Annotated in this window: 16 protein-coding genes; 11 read left to right on the plus strand and 5 right to left on the minus strand. The window is 42.2% G+C overall.

Features of this window, described 5'->3' with window-relative positions; all coding sequences use genetic code 11:
• Nucleotides 1-181 precede the first annotated feature (181 nt).
• Complete coding sequence (locus IGK14_RS02625) at nt 182-3,079, plus strand: bacterial Ig-like domain-containing protein (protein ID WP_131501986.1); 2,898 nt, start codon at nt 182-184, stop codon at nt 3,077-3,079.
• Between the two features lie 169 nt (nt 3,080-3,248).
• On the opposite strand, the gene IGK14_RS02630 is transcribed toward IGK14_RS02625, so the two are convergent.
• Nucleotides 3,249-3,824: a recombinase family protein gene (locus tag IGK14_RS02630; RefSeq protein WP_005227582.1), complete on the minus strand. Its 576-nt coding sequence runs from the start codon at nt 3,822-3,824 to the stop codon at nt 3,249-3,251.
• A 178-nt stretch (nt 3,825-4,002) separates the two neighbouring features.
• On the opposite strand from IGK14_RS02630, the gene IGK14_RS02635 reads away from it, so the two are divergent.
• Nucleotides 4,003-5,493 (plus strand): helix-turn-helix domain-containing protein, encoded by a 1,491-nt coding sequence (locus IGK14_RS02635; protein ID WP_231473577.1) that lies wholly within the window; start codon nt 4,003-4,005, stop codon nt 5,491-5,493.
• A 196-nt stretch (nt 5,494-5,689) separates the two neighbouring features.
• Here IGK14_RS02635 and IGK14_RS02640 read toward each other — a convergent pair whose 3' ends face one another.
• Nucleotides 5,690-5,893: a hypothetical protein gene (locus IGK14_RS02640; RefSeq protein ID WP_010748821.1), complete on the minus strand. Its 204-nt coding sequence runs from the start codon at nt 5,891-5,893 to the stop codon at nt 5,690-5,692.
• Nucleotides 5,894-6,773: 880 nt separating this feature from the next.
• Between IGK14_RS02640 and IGK14_RS02645 the strand changes: the two genes are divergently transcribed.
• Complete coding sequence (locus IGK14_RS02645) at nt 6,774-7,637, plus strand: hypothetical protein (protein WP_010748823.1); 864 nt, start codon at nt 6,774-6,776, stop codon at nt 7,635-7,637.
• Here the strand turns inward: IGK14_RS02645 and IGK14_RS02650 are convergent.
• Entirely contained in the window at nt 7,542-8,309 is a 768-nt protein-coding gene (locus IGK14_RS02650) for a helix-turn-helix domain-containing protein (protein WP_010748824.1), read from the minus strand. The genes IGK14_RS02645 and IGK14_RS02650 overlap by 96 nt on opposite strands.
• A gap of 205 nt (nt 8,310-8,514) precedes the next feature.
• Here IGK14_RS02650 and IGK14_RS02655 point away from each other — a divergent pair, with 205 nt between their 5' ends.
• From IGK14_RS02655 to IGK14_RS02675, 5 genes are all read left to right on the plus strand, one after another.
• Nucleotides 8,515-9,315: a MurR/RpiR family transcriptional regulator gene (locus IGK14_RS02655; protein ID WP_010748825.1), complete on the plus strand. Its 801-nt coding sequence runs from the start codon at nt 8,515-8,517 to the stop codon at nt 9,313-9,315.
• A gap of 113 nt (nt 9,316-9,428) precedes the next feature.
• On the plus strand, nt 9,429-10,799 hold the full coding sequence (locus IGK14_RS02660) for a glycoside hydrolase family 1 protein (RefSeq protein WP_438711556.1): 1,371 nt from the start codon (nt 9,429-9,431) through the stop codon (nt 10,797-10,799).
• Nucleotides 10,800-10,804: 5 nt separating this feature from the next.
• Nucleotides 10,805-12,094, plus strand: coding sequence for a PTS sugar transporter subunit IIC (locus IGK14_RS02665; RefSeq protein ID WP_008378054.1), 1,290 nt, complete (start codon nt 10,805-10,807; stop codon nt 12,092-12,094).
• Between the two features lie 108 nt (nt 12,095-12,202).
• Entirely contained in the window at nt 12,203-13,909 is a 1,707-nt protein-coding gene (locus IGK14_RS02670; protein ID WP_010748826.1) for a glycoside hydrolase family 3 protein, read from the plus strand.
• Nucleotides 13,910-13,933: 24 nt separating this feature from the next.
• On the plus strand, nt 13,934-16,345 hold the full coding sequence (locus IGK14_RS02675) for a glycoside hydrolase family 2 TIM barrel-domain containing protein (protein WP_010748827.1): 2,412 nt from the start codon (nt 13,934-13,936) through the stop codon (nt 16,343-16,345).
• 125 nt (nt 16,346-16,470) lie between these two features.
• Here the strand turns inward: IGK14_RS02675 and IGK14_RS02680 are convergent, their stop codons facing one another.
• The gene (locus tag IGK14_RS02680; protein ID WP_010748828.1) at nt 16,471-18,255 is read right to left on the minus strand and encodes an ABC transporter ATP-binding protein; all 1,785 of its coding nucleotides are present in this window, start codon (nt 18,253-18,255) and stop codon (nt 16,471-16,473) included.
• Entirely contained in the window at nt 18,248-19,981 is a 1,734-nt protein-coding gene (locus tag IGK14_RS02685; protein ID WP_010748829.1) for an ABC transporter ATP-binding protein, read from the minus strand. Before IGK14_RS02685 ends, IGK14_RS02680 begins: the two co-directional genes overlap by 8 nt.
• Nucleotides 19,982-20,087: 106 nt before the next feature.
• Here IGK14_RS02685 and IGK14_RS02690 point away from each other — a divergent pair, with 106 nt between their 5' ends.
• The 3 genes from IGK14_RS02690 to IGK14_RS02700 all read left to right on the plus strand — a co-directional run bounded on the left by IGK14_RS02690 (nt 20,088) and on the right by IGK14_RS02700 (nt 23,247).
• A complete protein-coding gene (locus IGK14_RS02690) occupies nt 20,088-20,891 on the plus strand; it encodes a MerR family transcriptional regulator (RefSeq protein ID WP_080646970.1) in 804 nt (267 codons plus the stop codon).
• 213 nt (nt 20,892-21,104) lie between these two features.
• Complete coding sequence (locus IGK14_RS02695) at nt 21,105-21,740, plus strand: YczE/YyaS/YitT family protein (protein ID WP_010748831.1); 636 nt, start codon at nt 21,105-21,107, stop codon at nt 21,738-21,740.
• A 139-nt stretch (nt 21,741-21,879) separates the two neighbouring features.
• Nucleotides 21,880-23,247 (plus strand): RsmB/NOP family class I SAM-dependent RNA methyltransferase, encoded by a 1,368-nt coding sequence (locus IGK14_RS02700; protein WP_010748832.1) that lies wholly within the window; start codon nt 21,880-21,882, stop codon nt 23,245-23,247.
• Nucleotides 23,248-23,289 lie beyond the last annotated feature (42 nt).

Consider the following 23,289-nt stretch of genomic DNA (forward strand, 5'->3'; position numbering starts at 1 on the left):
AAAATTGGCGGATTTCATGTTAATGGTGCGCCGCATGTTTCATCGAGTGTGAAGCAGTCATTGAAAACAGTTTTTTTAGAAAAAACAACCTTGCTAGTTGCAGACCTAAAACGCTTGGATTGATTGGTACAAAGATAAGTGTGAATAACGTTGGGGAAAAGAAAAAGGAGAAAAAATGAAAATGAAAAAACGCGTAGTTATAATTAAGAGCGCTTTAGTAGGGATGCTGATTTTAGGGACAACCTTTCCAAGCACATGGCCGATCGCTCAGGCAACAGAAACACAACAAACAGAGCAGCAAACACCATCCATAGACTCATCGGTTCCCTTGCTGGCAGATTCAACAGGAAGCATGGACTCAGGAGAAAAGACAGATTCCCAAGAAGGAAATGCTGACGTCGTATCTTCCGAAACAACCGCAAGTGAAGTGGTGACCACCCCTTCAAACCCAGAAACAAATCAATCTAACGCATCTGATACTGCAGAAAAAACTCAAATTTCAGTTACTGCCCCATCTGCTGAAACCATTGTAGAATCTACGGATAGTCAACCTTTCGCTGCAGAATCAACGAAGAGTATCGAGAGTTTCAACTACGATCTGACTGTAGAATATGATCCGATCAAGTATAAAGCACTGGTTTTGGATTTGCCAATCCCGGAAAAATACGCACACCAAACACTATACCAAGACCCGCAGCTGACAGAAGATTTTTATGTCTACAAAACGGATAAGGTATACATGCTGGTGGGGCTATGGTATACAAGTGAAGTGACTGGTACCAATCAATTAAATATATCTTGGACAAGCTTCACAGGTTTTACGATCAACTATTACGGTTTAACAGCGGTTTTAGAATATACCGACGTTAACGGAAACCTTTTGTTCACGGCGACATATAATGTTCGCTTTACGAATAGCCATTTGACGGTTAAATATGTGGATGAATCAGGGATGGAAATCTATCCTTCTCAAACCATCCATAATAGCACCAATGAACCCTATAATGTCTCTACAAGTGCGTTTATTCCAGAAATTCCAGGGTACGTTCTTGATACCAATCAACTACCGACGAATGCAAAAGGGAATTTTCCTCGAGGCGAAGCGACAGTGACCTACGTCTATCAAAAAGCACCAACGGATTTCACAGCGCTATCCGTGAAAGATACCACGATTTATGAACAGGATACATGGTCAGCGGCGGATAATTTTGAACAAGCAGTCTCAAAAGAAGGAAAAATACTGACTTACGAGGAATTCCTCGCTGAGGGCGGCAGTGTGTCTGGGCAAGTCGATACTAGTCAAGCGGGTACTTATACAATCAGCTACCACTTAAACAATGTAAGCAAAGAAGCAACGGTCCTCGTCAAACCTCGATTCACTGCGATTACTGTTCACGATTCTTCGTTGTACGTCGGCGAAAATTGGTCCCCAGAAGATAACTTCGACCAAGCCGTCGATCGGGACAACCATCCAGTTGCTTTTGCCGATGTGAGCGTTGACGGAAGCGTGGATACCAAGAAAGCGGGGACCTATGAGGTAGTGTATCGTTATGATGGGATAGAAAGCAAAGCCATTATCACCGTCAAAGCCGATCAAACCAACGTGACTGCCCATGATAGCGAGTTGTACACAGGGGAAAACTGGACAGCCAGAGACAACTTCGATAGTGCAACGGATCGGGATGGTAAACCTGTTGAATTTGGGGATATCACTGTTACAGGCAAAGCAGATACAACAAAAGCTGGCGAATATGTGGTTATTTACAGCTATAACGGAATAGAAAGCAAAGCCCTTGTTACCGTCAAGGCGGATCAAACGACAGTCAAAGTCCACAATAGCGAGTTGTATACAGGAGAAAACTGGACAGCCAAGGACAACTTCGATAGCGCAACGGATCGAGATGGTAAACCTGTTGCTTTTGAGGATATCACTGTTACAGGGACTGTCGATACAACGCAAGCAGGCAAGTACGAGGTCACTTACAGCTATCACGGTGTAGAAAGCAAAGCCATTATCACCGTCAAAGCCGATCAAACGACAGTTAAAGTTCACGATAGCGAGTTGTACACAGGGGAACACTGGGAAGCCAAGGACAACTTCGATAGTGCAACAGATAGAGACGGTTCATCTGTTGATTTTGGGGATATCACTGTCACGGGGACTGTCGATACAACGCAAGCAGGCAAGTATGAAGTCATTTACGGCTATCATGGCGTAGAAAGCAAAGCCATTATCACCGTCAAAGCCGATCAAACGACAGTTAAAGTTCACGATAGCGAGTTGTACACAGGGGAACACTGGGAAGCCAAGGACAACTTCGACAGCGCAACGGATCGGGATGGTAAACCTGTTGATTTTGGGGATATCACTGTTACAGGCAAAGCAGATACAACAAAAGCTGGCGAATACGTGGTCATTTACAGCTATCACGGTTTAAAAAGCAAAGCCACTATCACCGTAAAAGCGGATCAAACGTCCCTGAAAGTTCACGATTCAACGATCAAGCAAGGCGATGAATGGCTACCAGAAACAAACATTGATTCTGCCATCGATCGTGATGGCAAAGAAGTAGCCTTTTCAGAAGTAGAAGTCAACGGCACAGTGAACAACAACATAGTCGGTCAGTACACGGTCTCCTACCATTACGGAGCAGTGATTGCCTATGCCGTGATTACTGTACAAGCAAAAGTCAGCGAAGCGCCTAACGAAACACCTGAAGAAACGCCAACAGAAGTACCAGAAGAAAATCGTCCGGAAAGTGAGTCGCCTGTGACTGAAATCCCTGAAACTGAAGCGTCTGATCCAATAATAGAAGAACCGATCAAGACACGTCCTGAGACAGAGACGTCAGAAACAAACGATCAAGAGAGAAACGGAAAACGACCATCAGAACAATCAGACAAACCCTCAGCAACGGAACAGAAAGCACGGATCAAAGCAAGCAAACAATCCACTGCTAAGCAACTGCCAAAAACAGGAGAAACAAGCAGTGTCTTGCTAAGTGTGACAGGTATCTTATTCTTAATCGGCGGACTGGTGTTCTTGTTCCGTAAGAAATCATGGAGAAAACAACAATAGGATCAACAGAAGAGCTAGCAGAATAAAACATACAGGACGAACAAGCTGGATGAATCGCTTATAAGAGAGAAAAAAATCGATCTTTAAGCCATCACAAACATCAGCAATGTTCGTCCTGTTTTTTATATAGTGAGCAGCCGAAAGTACGAAGTTCAACCAGCACGTGTATTTATGAAATGACCTCATCCTTCTCCAGACTAAGATAGCGATAAAAAGTCGAGCGCTTTAAGCCTGTTTGGGCACAGATATCCACAACGGCTTTTCCTTCCTTTTGATAAAGGTGCAATGCGTGTTGGATCAGTGCGGGATCGATTCGTGGACGACCGCCAATATTTCCTCTAGCACGCGCGGATTCTAAGCCTTCTTTGGTCCTCTCAACGATGATGTCTCGTTCGAATTGGCTAAAGGCTTGGAAAACAGTCATCATTAATTTTCCTTGAGGGGTTTGTGTATCAAAATTTTCTTTGATACTGATGACTTTTACCCCTTTCTTTTCAAAAAAGTAGACGAGATCAATCAGGTCTTTGGTACTTCTTCCTAGCCGCGAGAAACTTTCAATAATGATTTTATCGTTTTCTTTCACTCGTTTTTTTAGTTTATTTAATTCAGGACGATTTGCGCGTACACCACTGATCTTTTCAGTATAAATTTTGTTGCATTCATACCGGTCAAGTAAATCCAATTGACGAGAGAGATCCTGTTGTCTTGTGGATACACGGGCGTATCCATAAACCATATTTGTCATACAAATTCCTCCAGTTGCACAAAAAGAGTCTACATAGAGAATACCTTGTTTGTTCACTTAAGTACATATTCTAACACCAACTTAAGTAAATTTGGGAAATAGGAAGGTTTTTTATAGACGCAAATATTGTACTATAGAAAAGAAACCAGTCGGTGAAGGAGAAACACGGAGGGCAAAAATGAGAGAATTGCAGTTAAATTTTATACTAAACAAAACGACCGTTCGATGGCTTCAAATGTTAAATACCTTTGAGCGAGAACGGACTTGTTCCATCGCAAGTTTAGCCAACAAGCTTGATGTGACCCAACGGACGATCAGCTCTGACATCAAGGAATTGAAAACCTATCTGCAGGAGGCAGCGGAATTTACTCTTGAAGCCAATGGCTATCATTTTAGGGAAACTGATCCGAAAAGATACTTGTCTCAAAAAAAGGAGCTTGTTGCAGAAGAAGGCATGTATCAAATCGTGGAAGCCATTTTCCACGGGGAATTCTGTTCGGTTGAAGAGTGGGCGCAGCGCTTATATGTATCAGAAAGTACGATGCGTCGTTATTTGAATACCGCTTCTGCGACGTTACGAAAGTATCATTTAGAGTGGATCTTGCAACCGGTGAATTTGAGTGGATCAGAAGCCAATATTCGCAAGTTTTTTAAAGATTTTTATTATGAATCAGATGTCACGCCGCATACGCTCTTGCCCCCCAAAGAACTGATCGCGTTAGTCAGTGATGCCTTCTCAAAAATTCCCACAGCGCTGGTGAATACAGGCGTTTCTCCGAGTGATTTTTATTATAGTTTGTATATTACGATCAAGCGCTATCAACTGGGAAAGACTGTTCAGATTCCTCGATCGTTGGCAGCAATCGTCGAAACGCATGAGGCGTTTGCGATAATGAAGAACTTAGCGCCTAAAATCGAAGCGCTATACCGAGTAAGACTACCGCAACAAGAAATGATGTGGCTTTATTTAGTGACCGTGATGAAACGAACTTTGACCGAGCCTGAAAAAGAGCAGCAATTCGTTGCAGCGTTTGGGCTGTATCCTGAACTCGAAGAACTGAGTCAGCGCTTCGTGCAAGAATGGGGCATTTCCTTTCAAGAGCCTCAACAGGTCCAGACGATGATCCACGCCTTTTTCCTGTCAAAGAAAATCAATGAGCAGCTGGCGCCCGTTTTAAATCACTTGCTAACAGAAGTAAAAACTGAAGCGCAAAAGCATGGTTCTGCTGCTTATCAAAAAAATCTGGCATTTATGAAGCAGCACCAAGCGATTCTAGGGGTCAAACAGGAGTATCTGTCAGATGTTTGTGCGGCACTGACCCTTTACAGTGAAGCAATCAGGGAGCTTTATGCTCAAAAAGTCAAACGGATCGCGTTGATAATAGAAGGTGATCTCTATGCCTGTCACACGATTCGTGCGCGCTTCTTGCGTTATGTCGGCAATGATCATCGGGTATTTTTTCCAAAAATCAATGAATTGACGAGCGATTATTTGAAGGAAAACGCCATTGATCTTGTGGTCACGAATTATAGTGAATATTTATCAGAGTTCATCTTATCGACTGATTCTCTTTTACTCAAAGCAATCCCCGATCATCAAGATTGGCTAAGAGTGATTGAAAAAATCGATCCTCAGTTAGGGCAAGCGTTAAGCGTTCCCACAGCCTAATCCACGTGTTGCAACACAGCATGACGAGGACATGGGTGGATAGATCAAAGAGAAAAGCCGCAACCGTTACGATCGACGGGTGCGGCTTTTATTCGTTTGTCTAATAAAAAAGGGAGTTATCTGAAAATATGCCCACTATTCCTGAATACCAAAAGATTGGGTTATTTTGGTGAAAGAACAGCCTACGCGAAAATAATTAGTTGGCATTTACTAGTTTATCAAAAATCGCTTCAAAGGTTTTGAACGTATCACTGTCTAACTGACACAGCCATAAAAGGTAGCTTTTTTCTTTGAATGTCAATTCGATTGAAGGGTAAGAGGCAATCAAGGCTTGGTATTTCTCTCGTTGTTCACTGGTAGCTAATAACCAGCGCTTCTCAAAAATCTTTTTCTCTTCCATTTTTTATCTATCCCCCATAAAGAAACGTTGCCTGAAACTTCACTAACGGGCAACGTAAATCTAATGATATGCAGATCTACGTTTAGTATACCAAAGAAAAATGAATTTTTTTAGAAGATGTGTAAAATTACATATAATTTCTTTTATTTTGCTTTTTTCTGACATTTTTTATAGAAAAGAAGCATTCTGTTGAAGATAACTGTTGATAAAAATGTTTCAGACAATGCTAAGAATGAGTAGGCAAAAACAATGTATCCATCGTATTGAGTCAAGTGGTTACAGGTAATAACAAAAATGGACGATCCTTTTTAAATCATAAGGAATCGTCTTTTTTTATAACGCTTTTTTTTGCACAAACTTTCAAAATGCCTTATTTGAAAAGAAAATGAAAATCAATTTATTCACACAGGTTTGCAAATCTTGATTTATTGCTCGATGAGCAACCGTGTTAAATTTAACCTCGATTAAAACAATAAAATTTCGTCAAAAAAACATCTTTTTTTAGAGCTCATCTATGATATTTAGTGAGTTTCTATCGAATAGGTTGTTCCAATAAGGTCTAAGACAGATTTTTTTTAAGGGAGTAAGAAAGGACGCGTGATAAAAGTGAAATGAATCTTTAACGTACGAAAGAATAGAGAAGCAGGGGTGACTTATGAATAACTAATTTAGTGATGAAGTCACAGGTTTGTTAATGATCAGTCATCGGACAATGTTCTCCATTCTAGCAGCGGTGATTGGCTCAGAAGAAAATGCGAAGTCATTCTATGACAAACTACCTGATGAGGAAGGATGAATTCGTACAAGCATCATTAACCGGAGAACATGAAGAAATACAACGATAGAAAGATATATAGGTTGAGTTGGAAGGGAAAATAAAATGAAAAACAATTTTAAATTGAAAGCAACAGGTTTATTACTCGTTTGCCAAATGACTTTATCATCATTACTAGTGGTAGCGATGGCACAAGAGCACGAGGATTTGGAAGAAAATTATAACATAGAAAAACTAGTGGATGGGTTAGAAGAGAAGCAGCCAGAGGCAGCAAAACAAGCTGAAAATGAACCAGTCGATCCACAAGAACAACATTTAGCACCAGATGATACCCAAAAGTCAGAAGCTAGGGATATGACGGACACAAACGCATTATCTGAACAAGTACTACAGATGAATACTCAAGGAAGCCCCATCTATTCTTTGAAGGGTCTTAACAAAAGAGAAACACTCAATACAACTGGAAGTAGTGCTTATATTTTTAATGTATGGATAGAGGAAGATGCGAATGGGTTACCTGTATTCAATCATGATATCAGTAAGCATTTCATAAATTATGGCGCGAGGGTTACATTTAGCAATGGACAGTCGGCTCAGACATTTAAAAATGCTGCGACAGGCTCCCATATGATTTGGCAAGTAAATTTAAATGACCAATTGAGACCGAGACGTGGTGATACTTATACGATCAGAGAACTTAATCCATCAGGTAATCCGATCCATGCGGCAGCTACCGGCGTCTTGATGGAAGATCGCTATTATGAAGATGATCGCCAATTCGGGCAAAGTGTCTATGATCTTTTTGTAGGGGATACTTTTGAGCAACTACAAGAAGGTGTAACACAGCAAACAATTGCATCAACAAGAAGTAACTTAGAGGAACAAATGTTTCCTAGTGAAGAGAAGCAAAGATTGATTGAGGGGCTGGATTTCTTGGAAGAGTTCATCTGCCAAGACGATCTTTTTTAATTGTTCGGAGACAACGACAGTTTCTCCTGCTTGATGACGCTCAAGGATAATATACAACCAATAACTGATATACCAAAATGAAGCTGTATTATTGGTTTTGCCGCGTATATTGCGAAAAAAATCTAAGACGATATTTTGCACAGCAATGGTTGGACGTACCGTATGAGGCGTAGCATCCGACTCATAATAAAAGGCATGGAAAAATTTGCGAATATCCGCTTCTGATCCGATCAGACGGAAATTCTTATGATCAACAGATAACTGAAAGGGCTTCAGGGCTTTTTCAAAAAGTGTCAAATAGCGTAAAAGGGAACTCTCAGAAAGATAAAAATAGTCTGCCCATTCGGAAACTGTCCGATATTCTCCCTTAAACAGATGCTCAAGAATAACGAATAACGGTTCATTCTGAAGGAGCGCTCGTTTTCGTTCCAGATATTCTTTCGGTAGTAATTCATGAAGAGAATAGCCATTCGACGTGGATTCGATCATTAGCGTACTTCCAAAGTAGTTCCGTAGCCCCTCCATATCATAAATGATCGTGCGCCGCGAACTCTGGACAGCTTTTGACAACTCACGATTCGAAAGGGTCTTATGCCGTTCCAAAAGATTCAATAGTTTCAACCAACGATTGGTGGTCGTAGAAGTAATAAACGTCATCTGAAAATTTTTCATTCGTAACACTCCCATACGGTCTGTTAGATGGATCATCGCTCACGTCTGATTATGGAATATGGATACGGGCAAGGCAAGGGAAAGGTTTTTAGATTTAAATTATCGAAATGGGCGCAGAGTATAAGGAGAATTTCACCAATTCAACTTTGCTTTCCCTAGCTTTCATTGTATATTTAGGTGAAAGCGTATTTAGGAGGTAGCACGAATGGAAAATAAAGGAACCTCAGTCAGAAGTCTTTTGTTGCGCTATTTAAATAATCAGAAAAAACAAGACAATAATTACTTTATTGCACAGGCGATTCTAAGAAGTTTTTCGAAAATCCCTAAGATGACCATTTATGAACTCGCAGAAGAATGCTTTGTGTCGACTGCAGCGATTTCGCGATTCATTCGAATTTTGGCTTTTTCATCTTATACGGAATTCAAACAAGCGGTTGAAAAAGAGATCGATATCGTCAGCGATTATTCCAAAAAAGTGATCCAGCCCGTGGAACAAAGGGAGAAATTTCTGGACGAATTCACCTCAAATCTTTTGATCAATTTGAGGTACGCCAAAGAACATCTCTCGATTTCAGAACTTGAAACAGTGGTCTCTGCGATCTATGAAACAGAAAACGTTGCTGTGTTTGGCTTAGAATTTGCTGCTTTTATGGGACAGCATTTGCAAAGCAAATTAGCAAGCATGGATAAAATTATTCGGATTGGTTTTACAGTGGAAGAGCAATTAAAAATTGTGGAAGAAAGCTCGCCAGATAGCTTGGTTTTGATTTTTTCGATGGAGGGTGGTTTCTTTTACTTTAGTGAAAAAGTGATTGCAGCATTGAAGAAAAAGGGAATCAAAATTATCGTCTTTACGTTTAAGCATTCTCCAATCATTGAGCGAAGTGCAGACCAAATTATCCTCTGTGGAGAGATCAACGAAAACACCGAAGGACGGATTGCTATTCTATACACGATGGAGTTACTGATTTATATGTATATGAAAAAGTTCTATTTGCCTCAATAGTTTCATATTTTGAAACAAGACCTTTGGATTTGAAACCAGAGGTCTTGTTTTGTTGTCGTTAGAATTAATTCTGAATGGTATCGTTTTCTTATAAGGGAAAGGTGGAAGGAACAATGGTTAAAAAAGATTTTTATTGGGGGGCATCAACCTCAGCATTTCAAGTAGAAGGAGGCTTTGGTGAAGGTGGAAAAGGGATTGCAACAACAGATGTGCGTCACGTACCGGAGGGAATTGCAGATTCGAAGATCGCGTCCGATCACTATCATCATCTAAGCGAAGACATTGAATTAATGGCAGACTTAGGGATCGATCTCTATCGTTTTTCGTTCAATTGGACACGTGTCATGGGTGATGGTGATCAGCCGAATCAAGAAGGCATCGATTTTTATAATCGTTTGATTGATGGGTGTCTTGAAAAAGGAATCACACCTTTTCCTACCCTCTATCATTTTGAAATGCCGCAAGCATTGGTAACCAAATTTGGCGGATGGAAATCAAGAAAATGTATTGATTACTTTGTTGCTTATGCAAAAGTTTGCTTTCAGCATTTCGGTGATCGAGTCAAGTTGTGGGGAACGATCAACGAGCAATTGATCGTCACAGCAGCTTCTGATTTAAATGGCAATCACGAAACGGATGCAGATGAAAAAATGAAGCAGATGTATCAAATGAGTTACAATATGTCGCTAGCTGAGAAAAAGACAATTCAAGTTTTTCGAAAAATCGTAAGAGATGGGAAAATTGGACCGGTGTGCTCTATGCAAGTTGTTTATCCTGAAACACCTTCGCCAAGGAACATCTTAGCAGCTAAGAACGCCGAAGACTTTTTACAAAATTGTTTTCTCGACATGTCAGTATTCGGCGAGTACCCGAAAAGCTACTGCAATTATTTGAATGAGAAAGGTTGGTATCCAGAAACGGAACCAGCTGATCAAGAAATTTTGAAGAAGAATAAACCAGATCTTATAGGGATAAACTATTACTGTAGTACCTGTATATGTGCCGTTGAACCGGGAGAAGATACAAGCAAACTACCACCATTTTATCGAAATGAGCGATTTACCTTAGGGAACAATCCTTATTTAACGAAGACGAAATGGATGGAATTTGGTATTGACCCTGAAGGATTATATATAGGTATGCGGTCGATTTATGAAAAATACCATTTACCAATGATGGTGACTGAAAACGGTTTAGCGTATTCTGATCGTATTGAAGATGGGCAAATTCACGATGTCTATCGTATTGATTACTTAGAACAGCATATTAAGCAATGTGAGCGTTTTATGGAGGAAGGATATCCTTTATTGGGTTATAGTCCTTGGTCACTACTTGATCTGGTTAGTTCACACCAAGGGTTTAAAAAGCGATATGGTTTGATTTTTGTTGATCGCACAGATGAAGATCCAAAAGAATGTCGACGAATTCCCAAAGACAGTTACTATTGGTACCAAAATAAAATAAAAAACACTAAAAAGGGGTAAGAAAAATGAATGCATTTATCCACTTTATGGAAAAAAGATTTATTCCCGTTGCGAATAAAATTTCTTCGAATCGCTATTTAAAAAGTGTGAGTACAGGTTCGATGTCATTACTAGGCGTTATTATGTTAGGTGCCATCTTTACAGTTATTTCTAGTTTAAGCTGGGAACCGTATCAAAACTTTCTATCAGTGACCAACATTGGGACAGTAATGAATTATATTCCAGCTTACACAATTGATTTATTAGGTTTGTATATGGCATTTAGTATTGCCTACTGTGGAGCAGGAATATTCGGGATCAAAGAACAAGCCTTGGGGACGGGGTTCATCTCATTGGTATGTTTCCTGTTATTAACGCCACTCACTGAAAATCCCGAAGCAAGAGCTTCATTTTTAAGTACCAATTATTTAGGCGCGCGCGGGGTCTTCGTGGCAATTTTCGTTTCACTGATCACGATTCAACTGATGAAATTGTTTGTGGAAAAAAATATTACGATCAAAATGCCCGATGGGGTGCCAGAAATGGTGACCAAGTCATTTACTTCTTTAATTCCAGCAGTTGTGATTGCGTCACTTTTTGGAATTGTTAAATTTGGTTTTAGCGTAACTAGTTATAATTCAGCGACAGATTTTGTTTATACATTGCTTCAAGAACCATTGCAGCGATTGACGGGTTCCTTAACTGCCTTTTTGATTCTTATTTTGATCTCGAATCTCTTATGGTTTTTCGGGATTCATGGTTCAATGACCGTATTGCCGATTCTCATGCCGATTTTCTTGGGTTATCTTGCAGACAATAGTGCTGCTGTGGCGGCGGGAGAAGCAGTCCCTCATGCCATTAATTTTGGGTTATACGATTTGGCATGTTTAGGGGGGAGCGGTGCAACGATTGGTTTAGTGACTGACATGTTTTTATTTTCCAAGAGTAAGCGCTACAAATCATTTTCAAAAATCGTATTTCCAAGCGGTCTTTTTGGTGTAAATGAACCAGTTGTCTTTGGAATGCCGGTAATGTTGAATGTGATGCTTTTGATTCCGTTCTTATTGACGCCATTAGTGATCACTTCTCTTGGGTACGCATTGATTTCTATGGGAATCATTACCGCACCGATTGGCATCCTAGGGGCGGGCTCGTTACCTCCGCTGATCCACGGCATCGTTCAAGGGAGTCTCTCTTTTGGTATCTATCAACTATTTGCAGTTGCTATTTCTATGGCTATCTATTACCCGTTCTTTAAAACCTTAGATAATCAAGCAGTTCAAGAAGAACGTTTAGCACAAGAACAAGCTGGATAAGAAACTCGCACAGGATTTACAGTTAACCATAATAACAACAAACGAGCGCAAGAGTGAAGTGATTCTTGCGCTCGTCGTCTGTGAAACTATCGATTGGAGGACAACTCAGTGAGAGAGACAAGAGAAACACTTTTCAAATTTACAGAGACAAGGAAAAAACAAATTCAGAAGATCGTAGAAAACATGTCAGTTATGGAAAAAATTGGTCAGCTTTTTTTCGTGATTGGACAATCAGGTTCTGTAAAGGAATTGACGGCTTTTATTAAGAAATACCAACCGGGTGGAATGATGTATCGCCCCGACAATGCTGAAAAATTGAAGGATCAGCTAAGAGCAGTCCAAGATGCTAGCACAATACCGTTATTTCTTTCAGCAAATTTAGAGTCAGGTGGGAATGGTATTCTTACGGAAGGGACATGGGTCGGTAATCCTATGCAGATCGCCGCTACAGATTGCACCGAAAATGCCTATTACTTAGGAAAAATTGCTGGGCTGGAAGCGGCTCGAATTGGTATTAATATGGCTTTTTCACCGATTGTCGATATTGATTATAACTTCAAGAACCCAATCACGAATACTCGCACATTTGGAAGTGATCAAAAACGAATTATTCGCATGGCTCAAGCGCAGATAGACGGTTTTTCTGAGAGTAACATCATTCCAGTGATCAAGCATTTTCCTGGGGACGGTGTTGATGAAAGGGATCAACATTTACTGAGTTCGATCAATTCACTCTCCGCGAATGAGTGGATGGAATCGTATGGGACTATTTATCGCCAGTTTATTGAAAAAAACGTCAGCTGTATCATGGTGGGACACATTTATCAGCCTGCGTGGGAGCGAAAACTTTCACCAACTATCAGAGAAACCGAATTGATGCCTGCTTCTTGCTCGAAACTTCTAGTTAACGGGTTACTAAGAGATACACTGGGCTTCAATGGTTTGGCTATCACTGATGCAACACCAATGGTCGGTTACACGACGATCATGCCTCATAGAGAGCGACTCGTTGCTTCAATCAATGCAGGAATCGATATGTTGCTTTTTAATAAAAATATTGATGAAGATTATGAAGTGATCGCATCTGCTGTAAAAGAGGGAAGCATTCGTATGGAACGTTTGGATGAAGCAGTCGCACGAATTTTAGCAGTCAAGATGTACCATGGTTTATTTACTGAAGTAAGGGAAGAGACAGTCAATAGTACTCCTAAAAGTGTCATCGATCGTACTGAATATCAGTGGGTAACGAAAAAAATTGCTGATGAGTCGATTACATTGGTCAAAGACAGAGAAAAACACTTACCACTCACCCCACAACGATACCCTCGAATCCGTCTCGTTATTTTGGGTGATTCTGACGACGGTGGATTTAAAGAGGGAGGACGAGTGGGTCCGCTTTTTAAAGCTGGATTAGAAGCTGCTGGATTTGAAGTCAACCTTTTCGATAATCAACAATTGGATTTCCAAGAGGTTTTCGAGGCAGGGGTTGAGGATCTTGGAAATAAATTTGATTTGGCATTGTATGTTGCTAATGTTGAGACCGCCAGCAATCAGACAACAGTTCGTTTGGATTGGAATCATTTGATGGCCGCAAATGCTCCCTGGTATGAAAAGGATCTCCCTACCATTTTTGTTTCTACTGCCAATCCCTATCACTTATTTGACATCCCTTATGTTTCAACTTTTATCAATGCGTATACAGGAAATCCAGAAACAGTGGAGGCTGTAATCCAGAAATTGCTAGGGAAAGAACCGTTTAAAGGTAAGAGCCCGATCGATCCATTTTGTGGGGACTTTTTAGCTAGAGCAAAATAACTTTTATAAGAAGGAGGAGAAAAAATGAGACAAAATCGATTACTGAATGATGGCTGGCAATTTCACTTAGGTGAGATAGAAGAGCCAATGAAAACAGTCAGAAAAGCCGCAGCTATCGGTGGCTTGGCAGCTCCGCTTGAAAATGAAGCGGGGGATACTGTTTTGATAGGTGCTGGTGGAGAACATTTTCTACGGCTGATTGCTCAAGGTGATCGTGAAAAAGGCTTGAGAATGTTGGCGAACACTGCTTTGGAAAGTGAACTTGACGAAGATTGGGTATCTGTTGATCTCCCTCATGATTGGAAAAATGAACTTCCGTATGTTAATGATCCCGATTTACTGATGAGTGGATCAAAGCCAGATGGCATTGCCTATTACCGTAAGACTTTTGCGTTAACTCTAGATGAAGTGAACGAAAAGCAAGTGACTCTCCACTTTATGGGCGTCATGCGTATGGCATCTGTCTGGTTTAATGGTGTATTTCTAGGTGATCATTACAGTGGATATTCTGATTTTTCTTTTGATGTCTCTGAACTGATACGCATCGGCTCAGAGGGAGTGAATGTGGTGTTGATCAAAGTGGATACGACGAAAGGCGCGGAAGGCTGGTGGTATGAGGGAGCAGGTATATATAAGGATGTATATTTAGAAATAAAACCAAAGCTTCAGATTGTGGCAGAAGCATCGTTTATCGAAACAACTGAAATAAACCAGCAGGAAGCGCTCCTTAAAATCACCATTGGTCTTGCTAACCATCATTTTGAGAAAAAACAAAAGATAACGATCAAAAGTCAGGTGGCTGATCAACAAAATATCCATGAGTGTAACGTAGATCCTTTGGCGACAACAGAATGGAGTTATTGCCAAAAAATCTGCGCGCCTCAGCTATGGTCTCTCGAGAATCCACATCTATACCAAGCTACTTTTCAACTATTTGATGGCGAGAACCAAATCGATGACTATCAGCTTTGTTTTGGTATTAGGACAGTCGCATATACTACGAAAGGTTTTCTGCTTAATGGGGAACGTAAAGAATTAAGAGGGGTCTGTGAGCATCAAGACTTTGGTGGTCTAGGTGTCGCATTACCAAAAGATATTTTACGGTATAAGCTGTTGAAAATGAAAGAAATGGGGGTAAACGCCTATCGCAGTGCACATCACTTTGCTTCCAAAGATCTCCTTGAATTATGTGATGAATTAGGTATCATCGTTATGAACGAGAACCGCATCTTGGAATCTAGTGAGTGGCGGACAAATGAGCTGGTAAAAATGGTGAAGCAAACACGTAATCATCCTTCTCTTTGTTTTTGGTCCCTTTGTAATGAAGAGGTGATTGGTCATACGCCGCTTGCTTACCGAATGGCACAAAAATTAGCAGCTGTGATCCGAACCCATACTTCGCAAAGTCTCATTGTTTCAGCGGAATTACTTAATCCTGCTGGTCAGGTGGATGCTTCTTATATGCGTATTTTTGATGTGAACGGGGTCAATTATCCTGAGTCTGCTGTAAATGGGACAGGTTTAGTTGCTGTAAAGGAAAAGTATCCGCTATTTTCATATCTTAGTACGGAAAGTGCTTCTTACTTTTCGACAAGAGGGGTCTATCAAGATAACAGCGAAAAATGTCATACTTCAAACTTTGGTTCTCTTTATTCTATGGTCTTACCTGGGAAACGAAAGCCTGAAGAGCCAGGAACCGGTGGTACGGCTAAACCGAAAGAAGTACTGCGTTACTTAGAAGAACATGCCTATATGGGAGGTGTCTTCTTGTGGACATTTATGGATTACTACGGTGAGCCAGCACCGTTTCACTGGCCTGGAATCAGTTCTCAATTTGGAATTACAGATACGGTCGGATTTGAAAAGGATTCTTTTTATTATTATCAATCAAGGTGGACTGAAACACCAATGGTTCATGTGTTTCCTCACTGGAACAAAGAAGGGTTAACAATTGACCAAGGGGTTACGGAGGTGAGGACTTTTTCTAATTGTAATACTGTTGAGTTGTTTCTGAACGGGAAGAGTTTTGGAAAGAAAAAAAATGATAAAGATGGCCTATCTTGGCATATTCCTTATGAACCAGGTTGTTTAAAAGCCATTGGTGTCAAAGAGGAACAAACAATTGAAGCAACTCGAAAAACAAGCGGTCCGACTGATTCTGTCACAGTTAAAGAACGATTCTGTGGAGCGGACTACTCTCTATTTGAGATCCAAGGAATCGATTCAGAAGGGATCGAGGTGCCAACTGCAGACGAACTTGTAGCGGTTTTGGTAAAAAATGGAACAATCCTCGGACTTGCTAATGGCGATCCCGCAGATCTAGACGGGTATAATTGCCAAGAGAAAAAACTTTTTTCAGGAAAATTAATGGCAATCATAAAAAAAGAACCAGGAAAAGTACCGCTTATCCAAGCAGCACTAAAAAAAGTTGAGTAAAAGAGAAGCAATTGAAGGTAATAGTAGTTAGCCTTGGTGCTCACAGATTTTTACGGAAAAAGAAAAAAGCCGACCCACAACCTCGACAGTTTATAAAGTCATAGGTTGGTGGTTCGGCTTTTTCATCAAGCTGTTGCAAACTGGCTGTTATATAGTTGGGCGTAAAGGGAATCTTGTGCCAGCAATTGAGTATGGGAGCCTTTTTCGACGACGGAGCCGTCTTTCATCACTAGAATCAAGTCAGCGTTTTTGATGGTAGAAAGACGATGGGCGATGATAAAGCTGGTTCGTCCTTGGGTCAAACGATCCATCGCCGTTTGGATCATTTGTTCCGTCCGCGTGTCGACACTGGAGGTGGCTTCATCAAGGATCAGGATCGTTGGGTCTGCTAAAATCGCCCGAGCGATCGTCAATAATTGTTGTTGTCCTTGTGACAGTTCGCTTTCGGAACCAATGACGGTATCGTAACCGTTGGGCAGGGTCCGCACAAAGTGGTCGCATTGGGCGGCTTTCGCGGCAGCCAAGATGTCTTCCCGAGTGGCATCGGGATTGCCATAAGCGATATTTTCAGCAATGGTTCCTTGGAACAGCCATGTATCTTGCAGCACCATACCGAATTTTTTCCGTACTGCCGGTGCCGAAAAGGACATCATGTCTTGATCGTCCAGCAAGATCTTCCCACCATTCAATGGATAAAAGCGCATCAAAAGATAGATCATGGTGGTTTTTCCAGCACCTGTTGGTCCGACGATCGCGACCGTTTGTTTTGGTTTGACGGAAAATTCGACGTTTTCCATCAAGAGTTTTTCCTTGCTGTAGCCAAAGGAGACGTGTTGAAAATCGATTTTTCCTTTGATGTTTTGTGGAACTGGCAGTTGTTGGGTCGCAGTTTCTTCTTCAGGATAATCAAGGATCTCAAAAATTCGTTCGAGAGATGCTAAGGCACTTTGCAAGGTGTTCATAATATAAGAGGCTTGCGTGATCGGTTCAGACACTTGGTTGATGTATTGCAGATAGGCTTGTACGAGACCAATGGATAATTGCCCTTGCAACACCATTAGACCACCAACGACGGCGCTTAAGATAAAGCCGATTTGATTGATAAAGCGCACGAATGGATTGATAGCTGCACTGACGAACTGTGCTTTCCGAAAGGCTTTAAATTGGGCTTCACTCAATTCCGCCATTTCCGCTTCAACGGCAACTTGTTGGTTGTAGGATTTGATCAGCGGATTTGCGGTATAAAACTCTTCCGCACGACTGCTAACTGCACCTAATGTTTCTTGGTTTTTGGTAAAGTAGCTCAAGTTTTTTCGTGCGAGAACGGTGGTCACAAAAGCACTCAAAAGCAAAATCAGAACCACGCCGATCGTCAGTAATGGGCTGAGATAAAGCATAGCGATCAAGCCGAAGGTAATGCTGATGGTTGCGGTGATCAACTGCATCAAACCGACTTGTAAGACTTCGGATACTTTATCTAAATCGAGAATCACTCGGCTTAAAATATCGCCAGTATGATGTTTGTCGTAAAAACTGATAGGCAGGCGACTGAATTTGTCACTGATTTGTTTGCGTAAAGTCAAGGTCAGGGTTTCACTGACACTGGCCATCGTATACTCTTGCAGCAAGGAAAAGAGACTAATCAAAAGCCACGTTCCCGCTAAAAGGACGACTGGACCTAAAATACTTTGCCAAAAATCATTGATCTGCCAGCCTTCTTGTTGAAACAAGGCAATCAGATTATCCAGTCCACGCCCCAAGATCAAAGGGGCGATGGACATTAGTAAGGAAAAGAACAAGGCGGAAGCGATAATCAGTAGAAAGCGGGCTTTTTGTTCCATCAGCAAACGCAGCAAGCGTCGGCTTGTATGTTTCATGTTTTTTGGGGTATCCATTGTTTGTTTACTCATCCTTCATTCCTCCCATTCCTTGAGATGAGGCAAACTCTTGATAAGTTTGGCAATTGCGTAATAATTCTTCGTGGGTTCCTTTACCGACCATCTTGCCGTTATCCAAGACAATGATTTGATCGGCATTTTTGACGGTCGATACCCGCTGAGCCACGATAATGACGGCGGCATCTTTCGTGTATTCTTTCAATGCACGCCGCAAGTTGGCGTCTGTTTGATAATCCAAAGCAGAAAAGCTGTCGTCAAAGAAGTAGATTTCTGCTGGCTTTGTCAGCGCTCGGGCAATACTCAATCGTTGCTTTTGACCGCCAGAGAAATTGCTACCTTTTTGAGCAACTGGACTTTCATAACCTTCAGGCAAGCCTTCAATAAATGACTTGGCTTGAGCAACTTCAGCGGCTTTTGCCATCGCCTCATGGGTTGCTGGACGATTGCCGAAACGCAAGGTTTCTTGAATCGTGCCGCTAAGCAAGAGCGCTTTTTGCGGGACATAACTAATTTGGTCCCGTAATTCGGCTTGTGAGATCTCTTTGATGTTGCGGCCAAAAAGCGTGATCGAACCAGCAGTCACATCTTTGAAACGCAACAGCGCTTTGGCGATGGTGCTTTTGCCAGAACCAGTTCCACCAACGATCGCTGTCGTTTTGCCTCGATGGATCTCGAAGCTGATATCTTCTAAGACAGGTTCTTCGGCACCTTCATACGTAAACTGCACGTGATTGAAAGCTGCGATCGTTTCTGACACGGCGGTCTTGTTTAAGGTTTGGTCACCGTCGATCAAATCAATTGGTTCTTCCAAAACTTCTGTGATCCGTTGCAAGGAAGTCAAGCCTTTAGGCACCATCACGATCACCATCGCTGCCATAGTCAAAAACCAGAGACTCAGGATCGTGTATTCGATGATGGCAGTAATACTACCAATAGCAAGGTGGCCCTGCAGACTTTGATAGCCGCCGTAGACAAGGATAGTCGAAATCGAGAGTCCCATTACTAAATTGACGGTCGGATTCAAGACAGCAAAGAGGCGATTGACTTGGATCATGGTTTTCGCATATTCCGTCAGTGTTTGATCTGTCCGTTCTTTTTCGTAAGCAGCTTTGTCGAATGCTCGAATCACCCGAGCGCCAGTAAAGGTTTCTCGTAAGATCCGCATCATGTTATCGACTAGTTTTTGCGTGATTTGTGATAATGGGATCGCTTTGCGAATCACTCCATAAGCGATCATTGAAAAACATAGGATCGCTACGATTGGGACCCAAATCATCCGTAAAGAGACGGTGCCGGTTAGAAAAATTGAAGCAGCGACGATCATTGGGGCTGGCAAAATCATTTGCAGCGCCATCATCAAAATTTGTTGGATGTTGTTGATGTCGCTGGTGGTACGTGCCAGCAAAGTGGGCGTACCATAGCCATCAACGGCGGATACAGAGAGTTCTTGTGTTTTTTTGAAAAGGCGCATCCGCAAAAAATGCCCGAATTTTCCTGAAAGGTGGGCAGATAAATAACTACCGCCTACAGAGACGATCACGGTGCCGATGGCAATGGCAAACATCCACCAGCCATTGTGCCAAATGGCTGTCGTGTCGACTTTCAAGATCCCTTCATCAATGATTTTTGCCAAAAAATACGGCAACAAGAGTGTGCCGAAGGATTGGACCAGCATCAAAAGAAATAAACTGAAAAAGAAGCGTCGTTCTTCTTTATAAAATAACTGTAATTGTTTCATGATTTCCCTCCAAAAATGTCGTTCTATGGTAGAATAAACTGTAACGTTACGTTACAGTCAAGCAAGGAGTGAAATTTTTTTGAAAAAACAATTGACCATCAGTGAGATGTCCGCTTATGCTGGCGTGAGTCGGCGCACATTGATTTATTACGATCAGATCGATTTGTTCAAACCGCAATCGATTGGTGAAAACGGCTATCGCTACTACGGCTTTGAACAATGCCTTGAGTTAGACGTGATTCTGCTCTTGCGTTCTTTAGACATGCCCTTGCAAGACATTCGACAATTTTTGAAAAACCGCAACCCTGAATACACGCAAAAGGAACTTGTGGAACGGCGAGGAGAAGTTCGTACCAAAATCGCTGCGCTGCAAGAATTGGAACGAACCTTCGATCGCTACATCCAGCGCTATGAAAAAGTACAGAAAGCCGATTTTGAGACCTTTACGATAGCGCACCACGAAGCAGAGGCGTTTATCGTTTCCGAAGAGATCGCTGGCGATGATCCAGAATCTGCTTATCAAGTGTACGCCCGTTTTTATCCGCTAGTGGATTATAAAGATGCTTTCAGTGGCTACCCCATCGGCTTTTTAAGTGCTGGAACGACATTAGAGGATCAGACCTTTCACGCATCGCCTTATCGGGCACTGATCTTGATTCCACAAGATCGGCTGCATCTCTATCCTGAAAAGCTGATCATCACGCGTCCTACTGGCACGTATGTGTCTGGGTTTGTCAGTGAGGGAGAGGAACAAATTGCTGCTTTTACCCATCGCATCCAAGCCTTTCTAAAAGAGAATCATTTAAAGATCGATGGCGATGTTTGGGAATTGTTATGGCAAGATGAAGTCTTTACCGCCCAAAAAGAATTGCAGATATTTGAAGTGATGGTTCCAGTGAAGCCCGAGTAATGGACGAGGCACGCGTATCTGTAGGAACCGAAAATCAAGATACGCAATCGCAATGGTTGTTGCGGGCTTTTCAATGGAAGCAAAATAGAAGCAAAGGAGATGGACGAAGCCAGATCTTATCCCTACAAAGAGCCCTGGTAAGCGTTGAAATTCCCATTTTCCTTTTTTCTCGTTATACTTGAAAGAACAGATGAGAAAAAAGGGGAAATTTTAATGAAAAAAGAAACAGGATTACGCTCGCTTTATGCGTTGATTGGTGTCGCCATTTTAGGATTCGGGGCGGCATTGCTGCGGGTCGGCGGAGTAGGGCTAGACCCATACACAGCTGCCAATATCGGTGTCGGCGAGCTACTAGGGTTATCCCTTGGGGTCTATCAATTGATGATCAATATCGCTGTCCTAGTATTGATTTTTATCTTTGGCCGTCGCCATATCGGCATCGGGACGGTCATCAATATGGTGCTGACAGGATTTTTCATCGACTTTTATACCAATGTTTTTGATTGGTTATCCGTCGGTCCCAATAACTGGTGGCAGCAAGGCTTGTTCTTGTTGATCGGGATTATCTTCTTTACCTTCGGTGCTTCGTTTTATATGTCAGCGAATTTGGGCAGCGCCCCCTATGACGCGATCGCCCCAACCATCGTCGATCAGACGAAAGCCAACTATCGAGTGGTGCGGGTGATTCAAGACGTTGCCTTTGCCTTGATTGGGCTCTTCACAGGCGGGCCTATTGGAATCGGAACCTTCATCAGTGCCTTTTTAGTGGGCCCACTGATCAAATTCTGGGACAACCGTGTCTCTCAGCCATTCATCGAAAGCAGTGTCAAAAAAGCGATTTTTAAATAAAAAAGGTCTGCAGCAAAGAGAAGTCGAAGCGATTTAGTCGCCCACTTCACTCAGCTGCAGTTTTTTTGCCATTTGATCAAGGAATTCTTGCATAATTGCTTCTCAGTCGCTAGAATAAAAAAGCCGAGGAGGGGTAAGTATGCAATTACCAACACCATTTATTGAAAAATACCAACGGTTGCTAGGAGAAGAAGCACCAGCTTTTTTTACCGCTTTAACCGATAATCAGTCAGTCAAAGGCTTTCGCTTGAATGTTGCTAAGCCGCACGCACAAGCGATGCTGGCAAAATATGGGCCAGCCGCTGTACCTGCCCCCTATGCAGAAGCTGCTTATATTGGCGAAGTCAAAGGCCGTTCGCTGCTCCATCAAGCTGGCTATGTCTACAGCCAAGAACCTAGTGCGATGATCGTAGCAACGATCGCAGCCGCTCAACCAGGAGAGCTGGTCTTAGATTTATGTGCGGCACCAGGGGGCAAAACAACGCAGCTGGCAAGCCAGTTACAAGGAAAAGGACTGCTTGTAGCAAATGAGATTTTCCCCAAGCGTGCCAAAATCCTATCAGAAAATGTGGAGCGTTGGGGCTTTGCGAATGTAGTCGTCACCAATCAGGCACCGCAAGAATTGAGCCGCCACTTTCCTCAGTTTTTTGACAAGATCGTGGTGGACGCCCCATGTTCTGGTGAAGGGATGTTTCGTAAAGATCCCGTCGCCTTAGAAGAATGGCAAGCAGAAACACCTGATCAGTGTGCGATCAGACAAAAAGACATTTTGGCACAAGCCGTTACGATGCTAAAACCGGGGGGGCAGCTGATCTATTCCACCTGTACCTTTGCCCCAGAAGAAAACGAAGCGATGATGGCTTGGTTAATGGAGGAGTACCCCTTCACGATCGAAGCGATCGACTTGGACAATGTATCTCATGGGCGCAGGGAGTGGGGAGCTGCACCTGGGATTGAGAAAACCATCCGCTTATGGCCGCATTTAAACCAAGGAGAAGGTCATTTCGCTGCGAAATTGACCTCGCTAGCAGAAGCAGCGCCAGTGAAAAAGAAGAAAAAAGGCAAAGGAGCGACAGCCAAGAGTCCATTGGATGCAGCGACTCAAAAGTTGTGGCAAGCCTTTCGCAAGGAGTTTCCTTTTTTACAGGCACTGAATGCGACGCCTCAGCTGCTAGGAGAAAACCTCTGGCTCGTTCCTGAAGAAATGCCTTCTTTAAAAGGGATCAAGTTTATGCGCCCAGGTTTGCACGTCGGCGTCGTTAAGAAGAATCGGATCGAGCCAAGTTATGCGTTGGCATTGGCGATCCATGCAGAAGAAGGGGCACCGACAGTGCCAATCACTTTGCCGCAATGGCAGCATTATGTGGCAGGTGAAACCTTGAGCGTGCCAGGAAATGCTGGATGGGTGATTTTGACAGTCGATGAGATCCCAGTCGGTTTTGGAAAACAAGTCCAAGGAACCGTGAAAAACTTCTTTCCTAAAGGATTAAGATTCAAAGCGATTTAAACGAAATAGTGTTTTTATTTCAGTCCTCGTGCTATGATGGAA

It is taken from the genome of Enterococcus sp. DIV0970a (assembly GCF_051711265.1).
GTDB lineage: Bacteria > Bacillota > Bacilli > Lactobacillales > Enterococcaceae > Enterococcus_D > Enterococcus_D casseliflavus.

Excerpts from the sequence above, each read along its gene's own strand:
- IGK14_RS02625 (WP_131501986.1), top strand. The coding sequence starts at position 182 with ATGAAAAAACGCGTAGTTATAATTAAGAGCGCTTTAGTAGGGATGCTG.
- IGK14_RS02630 (WP_005227582.1), bottom strand. The coding sequence starts at position 3,824 with ATGACAAATATGGTTTATGGATACGCCCGTGTATCCACAAGACAACAG.
- IGK14_RS02635 (WP_231473577.1), top strand. The coding sequence starts at position 4,003 with ATGAGAGAATTGCAGTTAAATTTTATACTAAACAAAACGACCGTTCGA.
- IGK14_RS02640 (WP_010748821.1), bottom strand. The coding sequence starts at position 5,893 with ATGGAAGAGAAAAAGATTTTTGAGAAGCGCTGGTTATTAGCTACCAGT.
- IGK14_RS02645 (WP_010748823.1), top strand. The coding sequence starts at position 6,774 with ATGAAAAACAATTTTAAATTGAAAGCAACAGGTTTATTACTCGTTTGC.
- IGK14_RS02650 (WP_010748824.1), bottom strand. The coding sequence starts at position 8,309 with ATGAAAAATTTTCAGATGACGTTTATTACTTCTACGACCACCAATCGT.
- IGK14_RS02655 (WP_010748825.1), top strand. The coding sequence starts at position 8,515 with ATGGAAAATAAAGGAACCTCAGTCAGAAGTCTTTTGTTGCGCTATTTA.
- IGK14_RS02660 (WP_438711556.1), top strand. The coding sequence starts at position 9,429 with ATGGTTAAAAAAGATTTTTATTGGGGGGCATCAACCTCAGCATTTCAA.
- IGK14_RS02665 (WP_008378054.1), top strand. The coding sequence starts at position 10,805 with ATGAATGCATTTATCCACTTTATGGAAAAAAGATTTATTCCCGTTGCG.
- IGK14_RS02675 (WP_010748827.1), top strand. The coding sequence starts at position 13,934 with ATGAGACAAAATCGATTACTGAATGATGGCTGGCAATTTCACTTAGGT.
- IGK14_RS02680 (WP_010748828.1), bottom strand. The coding sequence starts at position 18,255 with ATGAGTAAACAAACAATGGATACCCCAAAAAACATGAAACATACAAGC.
- IGK14_RS02685 (WP_010748829.1), bottom strand. The coding sequence starts at position 19,981 with ATGAAACAATTACAGTTATTTTATAAAGAAGAACGACGCTTCTTTTTC.
- IGK14_RS02690 (WP_080646970.1), top strand. The coding sequence starts at position 20,088 with ATGTCCGCTTATGCTGGCGTGAGTCGGCGCACATTGATTTATTACGAT.
- IGK14_RS02695 (WP_010748831.1), top strand. The coding sequence starts at position 21,105 with ATGAAAAAAGAAACAGGATTACGCTCGCTTTATGCGTTGATTGGTGTC.
- IGK14_RS02700 (WP_010748832.1), top strand. The coding sequence starts at position 21,880 with ATGCAATTACCAACACCATTTATTGAAAAATACCAACGGTTGCTAGGA.